Source organism: Bacillus sp. MYb209, assembly GCF_002975175.1.
Lineage (GTDB): Bacteria > Bacillota > Bacilli > Bacillales > Bacillaceae_G > Bacillus_A.
In genome coordinates this window covers 39,758-57,735 of the sequence record NZ_PCNZ01000005.1, presented here as the reverse complement: position 1 = coordinate 57,735, position 17,978 = coordinate 39,758, and the positions used below count along the sequence as shown (strand labels likewise).

Here is a 17,978-nt window from a genome sequence, read left to right as displayed (position 1 = left end):
GGTATGATAGGTGAGAACGTTAACATAGAAGGAGAGACAAATAGATGTATAAAGGTTATTTAATTGACTTAGACGGTACGATGTATCGCGGAGAAGAACAAATTGAAGAAGCAAGTGACTTCGTAAAAGCATTAGGAGAACGTGGTATTCCATATTTATTCGTTACAAATAACTCAACTCGTAAACCAGAACAAGTTGCAGAAAAACTTGTTCGTTTCGATATTCCAGCGAAAGCGGAGCAAGTATTCACAACGAGTATGGCTACAGCGAACTTTATTTATGAGCGTAAACAAGATGCAACTGTATATATGATTGGTGAAGAGGGCTTACACGATGCTCTTGTTGAAAAAGGATTTGAACTTGTGGATGAAAATCCTGATTTCGTCGTTGTTGGTTTAGATCGCGATATCACATATGAAAAGTTAGCAAAAGCATGTCTTGCTGTACGTAACGGTGCGACGTTTATTTCAACAAATGGGGATATTGCGATTCCGACTGAGCGCGGATTATTACCAGGGAACGGTTCATTAACATCAGTTGTTGCAGTATCAACAGGTGTGGATCCAATCTTTATCGGTAAACCAGAATCAATCATTATGGAACAAGCGTTAAAAGTGCTTGGCATAGGAAAAGAAGAAGCTTTAATGGTTGGGGATAACTACGATACAGATATTTTAGCGGGGATAAATGCTAGTATGCATACCCTTCTTGTCCACACTGGAGTAACAACTGTGGAGAAGTTAACAGAATATGAAGTACAACCAACGCAAGTTGTGCATAACTTGACGGAGTGGATTGAGAAGATGTAATGAAAGGCAGGTAACCGGGAGCGGTTGCCTGTTTTTTTATGCATAATTGCATATGTACTATAGTTATATAAAATGTAAAATTTACATGTGGTGATATAAAGGGGGAGGGAATAAGAGTGTATTGGATGTCATGTATTATGTTTGTTTTTACATTATGTGTTTTGTTCTTTGTTCTATGGAAGATATATAAAATAAATGAAATGAAAAAAAGCGCGGGAAAACTTATTGCAACATATCCTCGGGTGAAACGACGTTGGATTGCATTACTTGGACCAGCGTACTTCATCGGACAATGTATGTATATATATGCTCAGTACGTAAGTGGTGATATTGGTACAGTTGAACAGTTTCTCATTCAGTCAGGTAGTTATGCTGTAGCAAGTTGTTTTATGACTTTAATAGCTATCCATCTGATTAAAAGTGTACAAATATATGAAAAAGGTGTAATAGACGGATTGAACTTTTATTCATACGAAGAATTAAAAGGCTATAAAACATCAACATGGGAAAATCCAAAAGAAAATATATTTTTATATCGCGGGCGAGAAAAAATGAATGACAATGTAAATTTACTTATTAGACAGGAAGATATGAATGAATTAGAAAGTATACTTCAAAGATATATTCCGAAATTGATGATGAAATAAAAAACTCCGGTTGTTATAACCGGAGTTTTTTATTAAAATGCGCGATTCACAACGTCTTTAACTTCTTCAAGATATTGTTTACGCACACTGTCATCCACAGAAGGAACACTTGTATAGAATGTATGCTCAAGTGTTTCAATGCCTGTAAATTCAAAAATACCAACATCCGCTGTTTTCTTCATTGCGTCAAACATACCGCCTGCTGTGTATGCCTCTTTCGTATTACCCATTGTAGATAATAACAATCCTTTTTTACCGCTTAATAACTTTTCAATGCCATTTCCACCGTAAGCATAAGCGAAGCCGTGGCTAAATACACGGTCAACATATCCTTTTAAAATAGCAGGAAGTCCTGCCCACCAAACTGGATAAATAAATGTAATGCTATCAGCCCAAGAGATATGCTCTTGTTCTTCTTTAATATCTTCTGGTGTGTTTCCTTGAGAAAATGAGGTGAAATCGGAAGCGCCTAATACTGGATTGAAGTTTAATTCATATAAGTCTCTAACGCGTACTTCATGCCCTTTTCCTTCTAATTCACTTTTTACAGTTTCTAAAATAGCATGGTTGAAGCTTTCTGTATTCGGATGTGCATAAACGATTACATGTTTCATTTTTCTTCCTCCTATTTGTGGATATGTGAATAGTTTTTATATATTTGTGTAACTATTATGGTTACTTTCGTTGCGAGAATCAACTTTTCTGACGTGAGAAATAAAGTGAAACTTTAATCGGTGGGGGTTTTGTCCATCCCGCACTGATTATTTGCTCACACTAATCGGGCACTTACTGCCGGTTAATATAAATGTTAGTATGTGACAAAAAAATACAAAATAGTAGGGATTTTGCATTTTCGAATAGAATATATAGATTGGCAAATAGAGAGAGAAGGGGATATCGGGATGAATATTATTGAAATTGAAAGGTTAGAAAAATCGTTTGATATTGGGGATAGCAAAGTAAAGATATTAAAAGGTATCAATCTTCAAATTCAAAAAGGGGATTTCGTTTGTATTATGGGGGCAAGTGGGTCGGGTAAAACGACCTTACTTCAGCTGTTAGGTGGATTAGATATTCCATCGTTAGGTAGTATTCGAGTTGATGGTACAGAGATTTCAACATTAAAAGAAAAAGAGCTCGCTTTGTTTAGAAGGCATAAAATCGGTTTTATTTTTCAACAGTTTAATTTGATTCCAGTGTTTAGTGCGGAGGAAAATGTAGGATTGCCTTTACTGTTAGATAATGTCTCGCAAAAGAAGGCGACTGTGACAGCAAATCGCTTATTAGATCTTGTTGGATTGAAGGGAAAAGAAAAGCATTTACCAGCACAGTTATCAGGTGGTCAACAGCAAAGGGTTGCAATTGCAAGGGCTTTTGCAAATGAGCCAGCTATTATATTAGCGGATGAACCAACAGGGGCATTAGATTCAGAAAATAGCAAAAATATAATCGCCGCCCTTCGCAATGCCTGTGATGAGTTAGGACAAACAGCTGTCATTGTAACGCATGATCCATTCGTAGCGGCCCATGCGGATAAAGTTGTTTTCTTATTAGATGGTGAAGTGATTTATGAACATGCTGAAAGTAAGGGATGGAAATTTCGAAATATCCCGCAGCAAGTAACTCACATTCAAGAAATTATGAATCATCACTTTAAAGTAGGAGGTAAAGGTGATGCGCTGGGTAATTAAGTATGCGGTGAAATCAATGAAACAAAATTGGTTAAGAAATATGTTGATTGCCCTTGGAGCAGCGTTAGGTGTTATGTTAGCGACTATGTTATTACTAGGGAATCAATCAGTTGAGCAAAGTGTGAAGGAACAAGTAGTAAGTCGTTATGGAGATTATAATTTGCAATTTGGATATATAAAGAATGATATGTATTTAAATAATGAAAGTTTAAAAGGGATAGATGGCTTAGAAAACGCTGAAAAAATATCAAAAGTACTTATACCGTATCCTTTACCACAGTATAAAGAGCTATCAGGGAAGCCGTCTTATTGGGGTGTTGAGCAAGATTCACCAGAAATGCGTTCTTATAAAGTTGCAGAAGGACGATATCCGAAAGAAGGTGCTGAAGTAGCACTGACAAAAGGGTATACAGACCGTGAAAATATACGTGTAGGAGATATGATCAAACTTCCGTTTCCACCGCATGGAGAAAAGACTGTTAAAGTTGTCGGGATTTTGAATCCACCTTTAATGGCGGCAATGGGGCATGGTTCTTATTTTCCAATTAATTGGCTTCAAAAAGAACTAAATCTACAAAATCAATTCAATCTCGTTCAAGTGAAAGCACTGGATGTAAATGTGAAAAGGGCAATTGCTCTTGATGTAAATAAGAAGATAGAAAATATAAAGGTAGATCAGCGTACTTATGTCGATAAGGCATTTGAACGACTAAATGTAATGAAGCCATTAATTTTTAGTTTAGGTGGTATTGCCTTATTTGTAGTAGCCCTTTTAATAATGGGAAGTTTCTTCTTATCTGTCAGAAGTCGATTTAAGCAATGGGCATTATTACGTGCACTTGGTAGTAATCCAAATCAAATTATATTAGTCGTTTTATTAGAGGCTTTATGTATTGGAGCAATTGGATCTCTAGCAGGAATTGTTCTTGGAGCGAGTACGCACACAATTGCGGCATCATTCATTAATAAATGGGTGAATATTGAGAGTGCAGGGAAAGAATCATTCTCGATTTCAGGTGAGATTTTACTCATTACGTTTTCACTAGGGATTGTTATGTCTGTCATAGGGGCTATTATACCAGCTTTCATGGTTAGAAAGATTCCCCCAGTTCAAGCACTTCGGCCCGGTCTTCCTAGTAATGAGAAAAAAGAAAAAAGATGGAGTACTTTTAGTTGTAGCATTTTAATTATTGGTACTGTTATTGGACTAGCAGGTAACGTATTAGAGGAGTATATCGGTTTTAATCCAAGTGCGATAGGAGCGCTGTTATTTGCAGTTGGTTTGTTATTTGCAATTCCGTTATTTATTCGTATGATAGCGCCATTTATTGCGAAACCTTTGCAAATGATATTTCGAATTGAAACGACGATTAGTAGCCGTAATGTAATTCGTTATCGGAATAAGGCAACGGTGTCAGTTGCTATACTAGCATTTGGTTTTATGTTAGCACTTGTTGGAACGATGTATGTAAACTCTATGTATGAAGGTACGAAGAAAGGATTACAAAAGCATTTACCAGCGGATTTAGTAATACGTGTACCGATGGAATCGCAAGAAATTGAAACTTTACCATTTAGTTGGATGGAGAAGGTTAAAAAAGTTGACGGTGTAGAAGCGAGTGTAGGGAATGCTGCTGATTTCACAGCAAAACTTGTAAATTATGACTTTAAGAAAGCAAATCAAGAATGGTATGAATATAGGAGGAAAAATAATTTTAATTATGACTCAATGGAAGTTGTAGGTAATGATATTGTAGCGTATCAGAAAGTAACAAAGGCAAAAGTGATTTCAGGACAAAATTTAAATAAGCCATTACAAGATGGTGAAGGAGTCGTTACGAAAGAAACGGCTAAAAATTTAGGGATTCAGTTACATGATACGATCGAAGTACAAGGGAAAGGAAAAGAAAAACAAACGATTAAAGTCGTTTCGATTATTGAGCAAGGATTAAGGCTAAGAGGATCAGATATTTTTGTAAATGAACAATGGGCCCGTGATAATTTTCACGTGCAAGGATATGAAGCGATTCAAATTATGACAAATTCTAATCAATCATTTGAAGCAATTAAGAAACAAGTAAAACAAATTACAAATAATAAAGAGAACGTAGAAGTTATTAATAGTTATGATCTATTGAAAGAGCAGGAGCAGTTATTATCGCAAATGATGATGTTAATTCGCTTGTTAGTTGTCATTATTTTCATTATTTCTGGTATAGGATTAATGAATGCGATTGTCGCAAGTTTACATGAAAGACGTGCTGAAATTAGTATGATTCGTGCGGTAGGAGCTATTCCGAAGCAAATGAGACGGATTGTTTTATTAGAGGGAACTTTACTCGGAGCGATAGCTGGTTGTATTGGCATTTTTGGCGGAATTTTGTTTAGTTATATTGTGTTATCAAGCTTAGAGTTAACGGTTATTATCGTTCCGTATAATCAAGTTTTCATATTGGCCCTAGCTAGTGTGATACTCGGAGCAGGTGCAGCAATGATTGCTTCATTACAATTAAGAAAGTTTAAATTGAGTGATACTTTAAAGGAGTTATCAGCATAAAAGATTACTATACCCCGCTCATACAAAGTACAAAGAAGACGAATAAAATGATAACAATACCGATACCAAAGTTAAATACAAGAGTACTATCCATATATGTAACCTCCTTGTTTGAAAGTAAAAAGCACTCTGGCTGGAGTGCTTTTTATTATCCGAATCTGTCGCAACGAACGCCGCAACGTATAGAAAGGGAATAATGTGTTTAAAGAGTTATATTAATTTATGCATTAACTTTGTAAATGAGCAGGTCCTGCTCAGGTATAGAAAAAAAGACACTCTTTCGAGTGTCTTTCATGATGACAAAATGTGCCAATTGCTTGAATTTGATAAGACGTTAATTTTCCGGTTAACGGTCTTTCTTAATCAAGAAGTGTAACAACAGCGATTCAAATAAATTTTAGCATTTTTTAAATGGGTGTGCGCATGCAATTATGCATATTGTAATTAGAGGGAAATTGAATGTGAAAAATGAATGAGTAAATATATATAGAATATTTGATGAGGAGCGAAAGGAATGGAAATTCATAAATTAACAGAAGAAGAAGCGAATGAGATAAATATGTGGACGTATGAGGAACCGTACAATTTATATAGTTTTTCAGGAGAGGCTGAAGTAATAGAAGAGTTACTAGATGGGACGTATTACGGTTGTTGCGGAGAGAATGGAGAATTCATCGGCTATTTTTGCTTTGGAGAAAATGCACAAGTGCCAGGGGGAAGAGATGCCAATTTATATGTGAGAGAAGATGTTGTAGATATCGGACTTGGAATGAAGCCGGATTTAACCGGGAAAGGGATGGGGGAAATATTTTTTCAAGCGGGAATAGCATTTGCTACTGAGGAATTGAATTCGAAAATGTTTCGACTGAGTGTAGCGACATTCAATAAGAGAGCGATTAGGCTATATAAAAACATTGGATTTCAAGTAGGACCTCTTTTTTTGAGCCGTGGAAGAGAGTTCATGCTTATGGAATATGAAAGGCCGTCAGTATGAAACTGACGGCCTAGATACGTTACTCTGAATGCTCAGCACGGTGCGCTAAACGGCTTGAAGCAGCGGCAGCGATTCCGCCAACGATATCATCAAGGAATGTGTGCACCTTTCCAGTTGATTTATCATTTAAGTATTCTAAAATACCTGGTTTTAATTTATCGATATATCCAAAGTTCGTGAAACCGATAGAACCGTACACGTTAACGATTGAAAGTGCGATGACTTCATCGATTCCATATAGTCCTTCATCGCGTTTTACGATATCTTGTAACGGCTCACTTAACATTCCTTTTTCAGCAAGGACATCAAGTTCAATGCCTGTAATAAGTGCGTTTTGTACTTCTCGTTTTGATAGTACACGCTCAACGTTATAGCGACATTCTGACATCTCTAAATTTGAATGGTATTTCTTTTGAAGAAAATGAACAAGTTCAGCAATATCGTCAATTGTTACACCGCGTTCTTGTAATAGTTGTAATGCTCTTTCTTGTAGTTGATTTGACTCTTTCATGTTTATCACCTTTTTTTCTTTTTAGTATTTGTATACGTTTCGTTGCTTTATCATGTGCATAGGAATGAAAGGCGAGCACAAGCTCATATATATAAAGAAAAACCATAGGTGGCGACTGCGATGATTCAGCATATTTATGAGCATTATCACATACATGTTAAAGAATTAATCCCCCTTGGCCCCTATAAAAGCTTTTGGATTCGCAATAAAATTTATGTACTTGTTCCAATTGGAGAAATGGAGGAAGAAGTACTTGTAGAGATGAAAAAGCTCAGTGATTATATGAATCAGCAAGGGGATATAACTGTTGCGACTTTCGTTCCGACTATACACGGCTACCATGTAAGTGAGATAGAAGAAAAAAATTACTGCTTATTAAAAGGTATGCGTATGTTAGAGCGACATGCTACATCATTAGGAAGCGAGCTTTCTATATTCCATAAACGTGGCGCATTCTTTCCAGAAGAAGTTGAGCAATTAAGCCGCATTGGTGAATGGAAAGCATTATGGGAAAAAAGGCTCGACCAATTAGAAAGGTTTTGGCAATCGCAAGTGATGAACCATCCTTCAGACGTATTCGATCAATTGTTTATTGAATCCTTCCCGTATTACTTAGGAGTTGCAGAAAATGCAATTCAATATGTTGTCGATACAGAAATGGATGATACACCGCAAATAACTGACGCAGCAACAATTTGCCAAGAACGATTTACACCTTTATTATGGCATCAAACGAAGCGCTTAAAACTTCCTTTTGATTGGGTATATGATCACCCAAGTAGGGATATAGCAGAATGTATTCGCTATATGATGATAGAAAAAAAGACAGATTGGGAGCAAACGGTAGTTCAATTCATTACAGATTATGAACGTAATTATTCGCTCTCTTCATTTGGTTGGCGCTTATTATTCGCAAGGCTTCTGTTCCCGCTTCACTACTTTGAAACGGTTGAACGATATTATCAAACAGGAAACGAAGAACAAAAAGGCATATATAGAGCTCGTTTAGAAATCATTTTACATGATGTGAAGCGCACTGAGCAATTTATGAATCATTTTTACGAGTCATTTCGTTTACCTATTGATAAGTTAGGCATTAGGAAATTAGATTGGCTATCTTAAAAGTATAAAAAAGAGGCCAATTGAGGTCTCTTTTTTATACCACAATAGATACCCGTGTCTATCTTTATATAATAAGAAGCTATGCTCCTACTTTTTGATCTGTACATATAGTTAAAATAATGTGGTGTCTTTCAATTTTTTCATTTACCTTTTTTAATAATTCTTGTTGTATTTCTTTAAATAAAAATTGATAGCTCGTATTCCATGTCGGTATAACGGGTGAAAGAATTAATAAATATTCTTTTTTCTGTTCTAATTCTTGAATTGTTACAAAAGTACTCCCTATTTTTGGCATACGTCGTCCCCCTATGTTTTTCGCTTTATATGTGTGAACGATTCACTATATATTAATTATTGCATTTCTTGAGAAGGATTTCCAATTTTGTTTTATGATGTTAATAGTGTAGGGGAGTATGTATTGTTTGCGTACAAAAAAAGAGACCAAATTTGGTCTCTTTTTTAGAAGTAGCTTTGAACGAGCCGCTTCTGCTTTTAGATAATGTTTAGCTCCAGCGGCTAGAACAGTCGGCCATTTCGCGCCTTCCTGTGAGGCAAAAAGCGCCTTCTATGCGAAAGAACCTTAGCCAATCAGAGCTGAACGAGCCACCGCCGCTTTTAATTTAAAATACTTGTTCTACTTCAATAACGCCTGGTACTTCTTCAAGTAGTGCGCGTTCGATACCAGCTTTTAGTGTGATTGTAGAACTTGGGCAGCTTCCACATGCACCCATAAGGCGTAGTTTTACGATACCTTCTTCAATATCTACTAATTCAACGTCACCGCCATCACGAAGTAAGAACGGACGTAATTTATCTAATACTTCTAGTACTTGTTCTTGCATATTTGGGTTTTCCATTTTTATCGACTCCTTTCATCAGTTTTATTATAATCAAGATAGAGGGGAAAATCTATTTTTTCTCTTCTTGTTTTATTGTCGAAATATTGTATCATGTTTACAACGTGTTTTTTCAGTATAGGGGTATAGAATAAATTTGTAAAATGATGTGCTTATGCAATAAGACATCTGAATATACTGTTAGAACGAGAAGTGGGGGAGAAAAAATGGTTAATGTTCAAGTGTATGGGACGAAAGTAATTTGTGCGAGCTGCGTTGGAATGCCATCTTCAACAGAAACGTTTGAGTGGTTACAAGCGGCGATTGGTCGTAAATATGAAGGACAAGAAAATAAATTTAATTTTGAGTATATTGATTTTCAAGAAGAACAAGAAGATGAGGATAAAAAAGCATTCGCAGAGCGAGTAGTGGAGGAAGATTTATTTTATCCAGTCGTTCTTGTGAATGGAGAAATTGTTGGAGAAGGAAATCCTCGTTTGAAGGATGTTTACGAAGAAATCGAGAAATATTTATAAAGCATGAAGCCTTTGCGAATTTGCAGAGGCTTTTTTTAATGGAGGGATAGATGTGGAGAGTGGAATAAAACATGCTTTACCAGAAGAAGTAAAGCAATTAATGGGGCAGTACATAGTAGAATTAAAAGAAATCTTCTTAGATAAAAAAATAGTCGGGGTATATATTTACGGATCAATCGCGCTAGGAGCATTTCATATAGAAACGAGCGATGTTGACTTTGTTACGGTAATAAGTGATTCCGTGAATGAAGTTGAAAAACAGCAAATTATAGAACTGCATAAAAAAATTAGGAAAAGTACGTTAGGTAAAAGAATGGACGGTATGTATATTCCGCTTGCTGACTTAGGGAAATACAATCATGAAATGAATGAGTACGTGTATTGTGCAGATGGTAAGGCTAATATTGGTCATTGGGATATTAACGCGGTCACATGGTGGACATTGAAAAACCAAGGCATTACAGTTATCGGGAAAGAAGCAGAAGACCTTCCCTTTCAAATAGAATGGGACGATGTAGTAAATACAATGAAATATAACGTAGAACATTACTGGAGTGAAAAAGTGAAGCGTCCCTATTTATTTTTCATAGAAGAATGGGTGGAATCAGCTGTCGTTACGATGGGACGTATTTTATATACGCTAGATTATAAAACAATCGTTTCAAAAGATAGAGGATTGCAATATATGTTGGAACTTTACTCTCATGAGTGGGAGCCTTTATTCAGAGAAGTAGAGCGAATGCGGCATAATCCAGAAGAAAAGCGAAGGCTCTCTAGTTGGAGACGGGCTGATATGACGAAGAGGTACTTACTTCATTTAATTGAGACGTGTAGAGAGAAATGGTAGAAAAGGCTTTACACGTACTGTGTAGGGGAAAGATAATAGAAAAAATATGTGCATAGGAGAAGAGAATGGGAAAATATAAATTACATATAGATAAAGAGCAACTATGGAAAGGATGCATTTTAAAGTCAATTGCAGATGCAATTTTTGTAGCACATGCTCCTGATTTTTTACATGAAAGTTCATGGGATGGATTTAACTATAGTATGCAAGATAGTCAAGGCGGACGAGGGACGATTACTTTTCATCCGAAATACACGATCGTATGTCTTCAAGATGTGAATAGTGAGAGAATTGAAGAGTGGATTGATGCGGCAAATTATTTTGAAGGGGCACCTTCGGAAGTGATAGAAATTGCTAAAGAAGAAGCACTTCAATACGTATTAGAAGAAGTAGAAGGCGAAACAGTTCCTTTCATTACAACAGCATTTTGGATTGATGATAACGGTGCATATTCAATCGATTCATTTGAAGAGATGGAAGAACACGGTGGATTCTTATTAGAAATCCCATTACTTGATACGGAATCAGCAATTGAAAGATTGGAAGAAGAGTATGAACTGACAGAGGAACAAATAGAGCTTTTACAATTAGTATATGAGAGAAAAATCCAAAATCCAAACGAGGAAATTATGTTGTCTAAAGAAGAGGTAGCGATGATTGGAACGGATGGTAGCGAAGGGTTGGAAGTGAGTAAGGAGTCATTTGAAGAAATGAATATTACTTGGGCGTTGTAGGAGAGGTATAAAAGGCGACTAAGTATATAGAACTGTGATAAAGGACTAGTAGAAAGCACAATGTAAAATTACATTGCGTTTTCTATTAGTTTTCTCATATACATATCAATTTCATGAAAGAATACTGTTTCTCTTTCCTCATTATTAAGATGCACAGAGCAATATAAATATTGCTGTAAGTAGTGATTAGCTTGTTCGTACTGTTTTAAGTTGTAGAGAGGTAATCTGGAATATGGATAGTTTCATGTGAAACATTATGCAATAGATTGTTCTTTTTGATGTTTATAGGTTCTATTCTTGTTTGTAGAATACAATCGAATATTGAAATGTATGTCTTTTTTTTCTTAAACCCAAGTGATTTTAAAGCAGCGTGTAAATTTATAATGAAATCTTGCACCAGTGTGTACTCCTTTAGAGAGAGGTTTACTCTTCATCATAATCGTACGTAGTTAAGTTTTGTAAGAAGCTTTCAAAGTTAGGTGCTAATTCAATAATTTCCTCCAATTCATTATCGATAAATATAACTGAAGGATTTTTAGCTACATTTCGATAATCTAATGCAATCCACGTATGTCCGTCACCAGATAAAAGCACGATATTCTCAGGCATGTCCCATTCCTGAATTAAATATTGGCTATCTAAAATGCTAGATTCATTTTCATTAAAAGAAATGCCATATAAGCCGGAAACATTAACGTGATCGTCTGCCCAAGAATTTGGCTCTGAAGTAGGGTGAGCATCTAATCGAAGAGTTCCTCCATTTTGTTCTTTTAGAAGATTTATGTACGATTCTGGGAGCTTTACGTTCAGTACTTCTTCTGCTTTTTTTATTAGTTCGTCGTTAATAGGGGCTAATTTTAAATAGTCATCTTCTGTCCAAACTGTAGACTTCATATTTGGTCACCTCAAGTAATAGTTTTAGGAATCTTATTTCATATATTATAGTTAGTTTAAATGACGAGCAATAGAAAGAGGAACAAAATATGGATATATCTGAATACCTTGATCACGTAAATTCTAAAGAAGACTTGTTGAAGTTTCTTGTATATCTTCAAAAGGATTTTAAAGAGAATAAAGATGAATGGGAGAATATAGAGGTAGAGACTTATTTAGAGGCATTAAATGGTTGGTTAGGTGATTGTGAAGGTGCTTATATAAATCAAGGGGAGAAGCTTCCAGAAAATATACCGTGGAAGTTTATCCCGCATTAACGGGCAGTAGGACTCCCACCTCAAAATTCGGCGAATGTGAGGGAGTTAGGTGGGAGATCAACTGCCCGTAAAAGCCCGATTGGTTCAACTAATAATCAGTGGGGATGAACAAAACCCCCACTGATTAAAGTTTCACTTTATTGCCCAAATGTTGCTTGCAGCAGCTTATTATGAATAAAGTTAGATTTTTTAAAGATAGAATGGAGAAAATATTATGATTAACCATAATAAAATTAAACAACTTTTAGTATATGTAGATCGTGCTGGGGATAATGAAATTGAGTTAGAGTATGAATTTGAACCAATGACAATAGAATTATTTAATAGTGAAGAAATAGAAGAAGGGCAACTTGGTTATAGTTTTGACAATGAAGGGCAAAGCTTAGTTGGGAATGAAGAAGGAGATTGGCAAGAAGGATGGATTGTAATTGGGATAGATTCGTATCTTGGGGACCCAATCTTTGTAGATAGTAATGATGAGAATTGTCCAGTTTATACCGCTATGCACGGTGAGGGAGATTGGGAGCCGGAATGTATAGCGGAACGTATAGAAGATGTTATTGAGAAAGTGAAGGGTAATTTGGAGCAGTTGTGTAAGTAGAAATATGTTTGAAATAGTAGAAAGCTAATTTGTGAAGTTTCCTAAGTCGAGATTTTAGGTTTGGTCATATCACAATAGTAATTTATATAATAGGAGGAGGGTGTGTCAAAATGATTTTGGGACATCCTTTTTTGCGAATACACAAGATGTTTAACATAGTGTATTAAATGCCTTATATATGAGTATTCTAATATATTTAATAGTAAAATGGAATAAGAAACGGGTAATTGTCGGAATGTATTCGATTTTCGTTCATTTTTATGAAATATAACTATTTTTTGTTAGATTCCTTCTTTTTATAGATATACAATAAAGTTATATAGAAATAAGAGAAGGATGATGTACGTGAGGGACACAGTTTTACAAGAAACAATTTCTCCACAAGAATTACATAAAGTTGTTCAAAAGAATACAGCTTATTATGACTTTAAATGGGGCAAAGTAAAAAATCCAGGAAAAGAGAATACATGGAATTGGGTAGCCTTTTTCTTCCCATCTTTTTGGTTAGCTCATCGTAAAATGTATAAGTTATTTATTATACTTACATTATTGTCGGTACCTAGTATATTGGTAACTCCTTTTATAGACATTCCAGATGGAATTTATTTATCATTTAGTTTAGTTCTTCAATTAGGAATTATGATATTTACTGGATGGCAAGGAAACCGTTTATATTATAAGCACGCTGTTCGTATTTTACATAAGGCAGAAGATATGCCTGATCATGAGAAGGCGTATTACTTACAATCAAAGGGTGGCGCTAGTTTTGTTGGTATGATTGGTTTACAAGTTATAGTGGGGATAGTGTTTGGCGGTGCTATGTTCGGACTCTCCCTTTTACCAACTGAGCCGAATATTAAAAATGTTGTTCGTTCAAGTGATGAAGGATTTACTTTAGAGGTTATGACTGATAATCCAACTTGGAAGTTTGTAAAGAAAGAAAAGGATTATGACGTAGTAGAGTTTACTGGTTATGACTATACAGAGAAGAAAAACGTAAAAATTAAATTTGCTGTTTATTTCAGTGAAGATTATTTTGAATGGCAAGAAGTATATGAAAATAATAAGAAGTTAAGTGAAGAAGAATTAGAAGAGTATCAAATTTACATTGAAGAAAATAGTTGGGGTTTCTAGAGAGAACTCGTTAATTTTGAAAAGAAGGACCTTGTGAAGGTTCTTCTTTTATTTATTGGGGAAGACATAAAAAACGGCATACTAATTGAAATTTTGTAAAATACAATAAAAAATGAGAATTTGAGGTAGGCTTGTCAATAACGTGAGACTATGGCAGTATAAAGAAATGCTATACAAATTTTATTTATCGACATGTAAAAATTCGATTTGATTTTTACGTATAAATAATGAACGGAGGAAATGAATTTATGGCTACTTTACCAAATTGTCCAAAATGTAATTCAGAATATGCGTATGAGGATGGCGTTCTTTTCGTATGTCCAGAATGTGCTCATGAGTGGGGCAAAGAAGCGGAAGCTGAAAATAATGACGGTGCAAAAGTTGTAAAAGATGCGAACGGAAACGTTCTTCAAGATGGCGATGCTGTTACTGTAATTAAAGATTTAAAAGTAAAAGGAACTTCTTCAGTTGTAAAGATTGGTACGAAAGTAAAGAGTATTCGTCTAGTCGAGGGAGATCACGATATTGATTGTAAAATTGACGGTTTCGGAGCTATGAAGTTAAAATCACAGTTCGTTAAGAAGGCGTAAGTAAAAGAGGAGGCGAGTAGCCTCCTCTTTTTATTGTCAATTTTTTTCGGTAAATCGATATTTCGTATAGAATCGTTGATATAATTTCATTTACCTCGGCGCGCAACACTTAGTTTATGATTGTACTTCAACTTCTTTCAACTGACACCTTTTATTAAAGAACGTTTTATACCCAAGCTGTAAGAAGATAATAACAGAGAAAGCTGTACTTCCAGAAATACCAAGTATAATCGCAATTTGATATTGAATAGCTGTAAATGGTGATACACCGGATAAAATTTGACCAGTCATCATGCCCGGAAGACTTATAATCCCCATTCCGACCATAGAATTGATTGTTGGTAAAATAGCAGAATCAAAAGCGTCCCGTATGAGCGGGGCAGCTGCTTGTTTTGGAGTTGCCCCGAGCATAAGTGCACCTTCGATATGATCTCTTTGTGATTTCATACTGTTTAAAAAGGTGTTTGCCCCGAGGCAAATACCTGTCATAGCATTACCGATTAACATGCCGGCAATAGGAACGATATATTGCGGAGCATACCAAGGATCGTGTCCGATAATGACAAAGATAAATAAGAGTAGTGGCCCAATTGACCCAGCAATCATGGAAATGGCAGCAACTCTTTTTAATTCTTTTGACATAGGAAGATTTATTCGTTTATAAATGTTGAAAATCGCAAATGTAGTAATAGAAGTAATGAGAGCTATTGTATAAAACGGATTACTATTTTCAAATATGTATGTAAGAACATATGCAACTAGTACAAGTTGAATCGTCATACGTAATGTAGCAATTGTAATTTGTTTCTCACGCGGTATTCCTTTTAATTTCACAAGCCCGATTAAAATAAGGATGAAAATATATGCAGCTGCAAGTTGCCAAATTTGTAGTTCAATAACGCCCTTCAATTGATAGCACTTCCTTTCTAGTTGCACCGTTTGTTTTACTAATTTCAATAATATCATCTGCAATTTCTTCTGGAAGTTGTTGTGAGTGTGTAATGAAGATAACTGTTTTTTTCTTTTCTCTTGCGAGTATAGTAAATTGTTTCATAACGCGGCGTTCTGTATCACCATCTAGTGCCGAAGTTGGTTCATCTAATAAATAGACGGGCGGATCCATTAGTATAATGCGAGCGAAAGCGAGTCTTTGTTTTTCACCACCTGATAAAGAGGAGGCGTTATCTTCTAATTTTTTATCTAGGCTAACAGTCGTTAATGCGTCCCGCAGGGCATCGTCATTTGGAAATGGCTTTTCAGAAAATCGAAGTCCCATTAATAAATTATCTTTAATTGTTCCATCAAAAATAGGCGGAGTTTGTCCGAGCATGACAACTTCACGGCGTAATTGAATGGGAGGATAATCTAAAATAGATTTTCCGTTATATTCAATTGTACCAGATGTTGGTGATTGTAAATCGTTTAACATACGAAGTAATGTGCTTTTTCCGCTACCACTTTCACCGATAATACAAGTTATTTTTTCTTGTTGAATTTGTAAGTAAGGAATGTGTAGAATATCCTTATATATGATGTCTTTTAATATAAACATAAATTGCTCCTTTCTGATTCTAGTTATATCGTATCAAAAAGAGAGAAAAATAGAAAAATAAAATCTATTTAGAAGGAACATCTTTTTTCTTTGTTTGCAGGATTAGATCGTCTTGAGACGGAAGTATTTAGCTTCGTTAATAAGTTTAGCAAACGATCTAAGTCTTGACTAAGAGAAATGACTTTATCGTGAGAAAATCCATATTTTTCAACGAGGTGGATTAATTCTTTCTTTTTCACTTCTATTCGATTATTTAGTTTTGTTAAGTTCATAAGTGAAATGAAATGCCTCCTATTATGTGTAGTATTTATAGCATAAAAAATAAGACCGAACGCATTCGGTCCTAAAGAAAATAATAAAATGAAATAACTCTTACATATAGCATACACTTTTCATCGGTAGTTTTTAATATTAAAATGGAAAAATTTTGTGAATCTATATTGAGAAAGTTATTTTTTAAAAAAATGAATAGAAAAAGGCTGTCTACTATGTAGACAGCCTTTAAAGTATTAACCGTTATGATATTTGTACATCCAAAGAAGACCGGATTTTAATAATCTCGGTACACGTCCCATTAATGGTTGGTTTGCTAGTAAACCAAATCCGTGTTTTTTGCCGAGAGAACCGAGAACACCTTTTAATTTAATAACAGGCAGTTCATCAGGAAGTGGTTCATTATTCCAACGTTTTAATAATATTTGGACAATTTGCTCTCCTTGACCTTCAGCAAGTTGAGCAGATGGTGCGTGTGGAAGTGCTGCACAATCTCCTACGACATAAACGTGCTCGTTATTTGGAATATTGTGATATTTTGTTAAAACAACCCGTCCGCTACCATCTTGTTCAACTGGAAGGTTTCGAACAATTTCATTTGCTTGAATACCAGCTGTCCATACGATTGCATCACATTCAAGTGGTTCATCATGGTTGTATACAATATTTGGTTCCACTTTGGTAATATTAGAGTTTCGTATAATGGTAACGTTATGTTTTATAAACCATTCTTCTACATATCTACTTAATTTCTCTGGATATGGGAATAAAATTCTATCTTTTCTATCAAATAAATAGATTTTTAAATCAGAACGGCTCTCACGAAGTTCACTTGCTACTTCAACGCCACTTAAGCCAGCTCCAACGACAGCTACTGTTGCATTTGGTTCTAAGCTATTTAATTGTTCATATGTCTTACGTGTTTGTTCAATTGATTGTAGGCTATGTGTATATTCCTTCGCCCCAGGAACGTTATGATATTTATCTTCACAGCCAAGTCCGATAATTAAATCATCATATTGGATTGTTTCACCTCCATCGAGATGAACGGCTTTCGTTTCAAGATCAATATTTGTGATTGTGCCGTATTGAATATTAAGACGTGGGTGCTCAGGAAACGGTATGCGAATATGTGTTTCTGAAATTGTACCCGCCACTAATGCATAATATTCAGTTTTGAAGCAATGATATGGTACTTTGTCGATTAATGTCACTTGTACATCATCTGGAAGTTGGTTGCTTGGAAGTAGCCGCTGCAGAATTCTCATTCCACCGTAGCCACCACCCAGTATTACGAGGTGTTTCATGATGGATTACCCCTTTTCTGTTGAAA

Annotated in this window: 22 protein-coding genes and 1 pseudogene; 13 read left to right on the top strand and 10 right to left on the bottom strand. The window is 35.4% G+C overall.

From position 1 onward, the window contains the following. Window positions 1–44: 44 nt before the first annotated feature. Window positions 45–809, top strand: coding sequence for a TIGR01457 family HAD-type hydrolase (locus CQZ94_RS11450; protein WP_105585494.1), 765 nt, complete (start codon window positions 45–47; stop codon window positions 807–809). 116 nt (window positions 810–925) lie between these two features. Next, a complete protein-coding gene (locus tag CQZ94_RS11445) occupies window positions 926–1,456 on the top strand; it encodes an iron ABC transporter substrate-binding protein (protein ID WP_105585493.1) in 531 nt (176 codons plus the stop codon). Between the two features lie 32 nt (window positions 1,457–1,488). Here CQZ94_RS11445 and CQZ94_RS11440 read toward each other — a convergent pair whose 3' ends face one another. Continuing rightward, window positions 1,489–2,070: an NAD(P)H-dependent oxidoreductase gene (locus CQZ94_RS11440; RefSeq protein WP_105585492.1), complete on the bottom strand. Its 582-nt coding sequence runs from the start codon at window positions 2,068–2,070 to the stop codon at window positions 1,489–1,491. Between the two features lie 288 nt (window positions 2,071–2,358). Between CQZ94_RS11440 and CQZ94_RS11435 the strand changes: the two genes are divergently transcribed. The 3 genes from CQZ94_RS11435 (at window position 2,359) to CQZ94_RS11420 (ending at window position 6,698) form a co-directional block, all read left to right on the top strand. Next, a complete protein-coding gene (locus CQZ94_RS11435) occupies window positions 2,359–3,147 on the top strand; it encodes an ABC transporter ATP-binding protein (protein ID WP_105585491.1) in 789 nt (262 codons plus the stop codon). Then, on the top strand, window positions 3,131–5,704 hold the full coding sequence (locus CQZ94_RS11430; protein WP_142395815.1) for an FtsX-like permease family protein: 2,574 nt from the start codon (window positions 3,131–3,133) through the stop codon (window positions 5,702–5,704). Before CQZ94_RS11435 ends, CQZ94_RS11430 begins: the two co-directional genes overlap by 17 nt. Before the next feature lie 514 nt (window positions 5,705–6,218). Then, on the top strand, window positions 6,219–6,698 hold the full coding sequence (locus CQZ94_RS11420) for a GNAT family N-acetyltransferase (protein ID WP_105585489.1): 480 nt from the start codon (window positions 6,219–6,221) through the stop codon (window positions 6,696–6,698). Between the two features lie 19 nt (window positions 6,699–6,717). Here the strand turns inward: CQZ94_RS11420 and CQZ94_RS11415 are convergent, their stop codons facing one another. Then, window positions 6,718–7,209 (bottom strand): phosphatidylglycerophosphatase A family protein, encoded by a 492-nt coding sequence (locus tag CQZ94_RS11415; RefSeq protein WP_105585488.1) that lies wholly within the window; start codon window positions 7,207–7,209, stop codon window positions 6,718–6,720. 120 nt (window positions 7,210–7,329) lie between these two features. Here CQZ94_RS11415 and yutH point away from each other — a divergent pair, with 120 nt between their 5' ends. Continuing rightward, complete coding sequence (gene yutH, locus CQZ94_RS11410; RefSeq protein ID WP_105585487.1) at window positions 7,330–8,331, top strand: spore coat putative kinase YutH; 1,002 nt, start codon at window positions 7,330–7,332, stop codon at window positions 8,329–8,331. 79 nt (window positions 8,332–8,410) lie between these two features. Here yutH and CQZ94_RS11405 read toward each other — a convergent pair whose 3' ends face one another. Together CQZ94_RS11405 and CQZ94_RS11400 are read right to left on the bottom strand one after the other, a co-directional pair. Then, window positions 8,411–8,626, bottom strand: coding sequence for a carbonic anhydrase (locus CQZ94_RS11405; RefSeq protein WP_105585486.1), 216 nt, complete (start codon window positions 8,624–8,626; stop codon window positions 8,411–8,413). Between the two features lie 325 nt (window positions 8,627–8,951). Then, entirely contained in the window at window positions 8,952–9,188 is a 237-nt protein-coding gene (locus CQZ94_RS11400) for a NifU family protein (RefSeq protein WP_000431179.1), read from the bottom strand. Window positions 9,189–9,394: 206 nt separating this feature from the next. Here CQZ94_RS11400 and CQZ94_RS11395 point away from each other — a divergent pair, with 206 nt between their 5' ends. From CQZ94_RS11395 to CQZ94_RS11385, 3 genes are all read left to right on the top strand, one after another. After that, window positions 9,395–9,703, top strand: coding sequence for a YuzD family protein (locus tag CQZ94_RS11395; protein WP_000248590.1), 309 nt, complete (start codon window positions 9,395–9,397; stop codon window positions 9,701–9,703). A 52-nt stretch (window positions 9,704–9,755) separates the two neighbouring features. Beyond that, the gene (locus CQZ94_RS11390) at window positions 9,756–10,550 is read left to right on the top strand and encodes a nucleotidyltransferase domain-containing protein (protein WP_105585485.1); all 795 of its coding nucleotides are present in this window, start codon (window positions 9,756–9,758) and stop codon (window positions 10,548–10,550) included. A gap of 65 nt (window positions 10,551–10,615) precedes the next feature. After that, window positions 10,616–11,284, top strand: coding sequence for a hypothetical protein (locus tag CQZ94_RS11385; RefSeq protein WP_105585484.1), 669 nt, complete (start codon window positions 10,616–10,618; stop codon window positions 11,282–11,284). A 68-nt stretch (window positions 11,285–11,352) separates the two neighbouring features. On the opposite strand, the pseudogene CQZ94_RS30875 reads toward CQZ94_RS11385, so the two are convergent. Next, window positions 11,353–11,721: pseudogene (locus CQZ94_RS30875) on the bottom strand (hypothetical protein). Further along, window positions 11,708–12,178, bottom strand: a complete 471-nt coding sequence (locus CQZ94_RS11375; RefSeq protein WP_105585482.1) for an SMI1/KNR4 family protein — start codon at window positions 12,176–12,178, stop codon at window positions 11,708–11,710. Before CQZ94_RS11375 ends, CQZ94_RS30875 begins: the two are co-directional and overlap by 14 nt. Window positions 12,179–12,267: 89 nt before the next feature. Between CQZ94_RS11375 and CQZ94_RS11370 the strand changes: the two genes are divergently transcribed. The 4 genes from CQZ94_RS11370 to phnA all read left to right on the top strand — a co-directional run bounded on the left by CQZ94_RS11370 (window position 12,268) and on the right by phnA (window position 14,820). Then, window positions 12,268–12,495: a DUF7660 family protein gene (locus tag CQZ94_RS11370; RefSeq protein WP_105585481.1), complete on the top strand. Its 228-nt coding sequence runs from the start codon at window positions 12,268–12,270 to the stop codon at window positions 12,493–12,495. A 214-nt stretch (window positions 12,496–12,709) separates the two neighbouring features. Beyond that, complete coding sequence (locus CQZ94_RS11365) at window positions 12,710–13,096, top strand: hypothetical protein (RefSeq protein ID WP_105585480.1); 387 nt, start codon at window positions 12,710–12,712, stop codon at window positions 13,094–13,096. Between the two features lie 339 nt (window positions 13,097–13,435). After that, on the top strand, window positions 13,436–14,230 hold the full coding sequence (locus CQZ94_RS11360) for a DUF2628 domain-containing protein (RefSeq protein ID WP_105585479.1): 795 nt from the start codon (window positions 13,436–13,438) through the stop codon (window positions 14,228–14,230). A 248-nt stretch (window positions 14,231–14,478) separates the two neighbouring features. Next, window positions 14,479–14,820 (top strand): alkylphosphonate utilization operon protein PhnA, encoded by a 342-nt coding sequence (gene phnA / locus CQZ94_RS11355; RefSeq protein ID WP_105585478.1) that lies wholly within the window; start codon window positions 14,479–14,481, stop codon window positions 14,818–14,820. A gap of 114 nt (window positions 14,821–14,934) precedes the next feature. Here the strand turns inward: phnA and CQZ94_RS11350 are convergent, their stop codons facing one another. The 4 genes from CQZ94_RS11350 to CQZ94_RS11335 form a co-directional block, all read right to left on the bottom strand. Beyond that, complete coding sequence (locus tag CQZ94_RS11350) at window positions 14,935–15,729, bottom strand: ABC transporter permease (RefSeq protein WP_002089330.1); 795 nt, start codon at window positions 15,727–15,729, stop codon at window positions 14,935–14,937. Next, a complete protein-coding gene (locus CQZ94_RS11345; RefSeq protein WP_105585477.1) occupies window positions 15,713–16,372 on the bottom strand; it encodes an ABC transporter ATP-binding protein in 660 nt (219 codons plus the stop codon). Before CQZ94_RS11345 ends, CQZ94_RS11350 begins: the two co-directional genes overlap by 17 nt. Before the next feature lie 68 nt (window positions 16,373–16,440). Then, window positions 16,441–16,644 (bottom strand): aspartyl-phosphate phosphatase Spo0E family protein, encoded by a 204-nt coding sequence (locus CQZ94_RS11340; protein ID WP_142395814.1) that lies wholly within the window; start codon window positions 16,642–16,644, stop codon window positions 16,441–16,443. 237 nt (window positions 16,645–16,881) lie between these two features. Beyond that, window positions 16,882–17,952: an NAD(P)/FAD-dependent oxidoreductase gene (locus CQZ94_RS11335; RefSeq protein WP_105585476.1), complete on the bottom strand. Its 1,071-nt coding sequence runs from the start codon at window positions 17,950–17,952 to the stop codon at window positions 16,882–16,884. Between the last annotated feature and the right edge of the window lie 26 nt (window positions 17,953–17,978).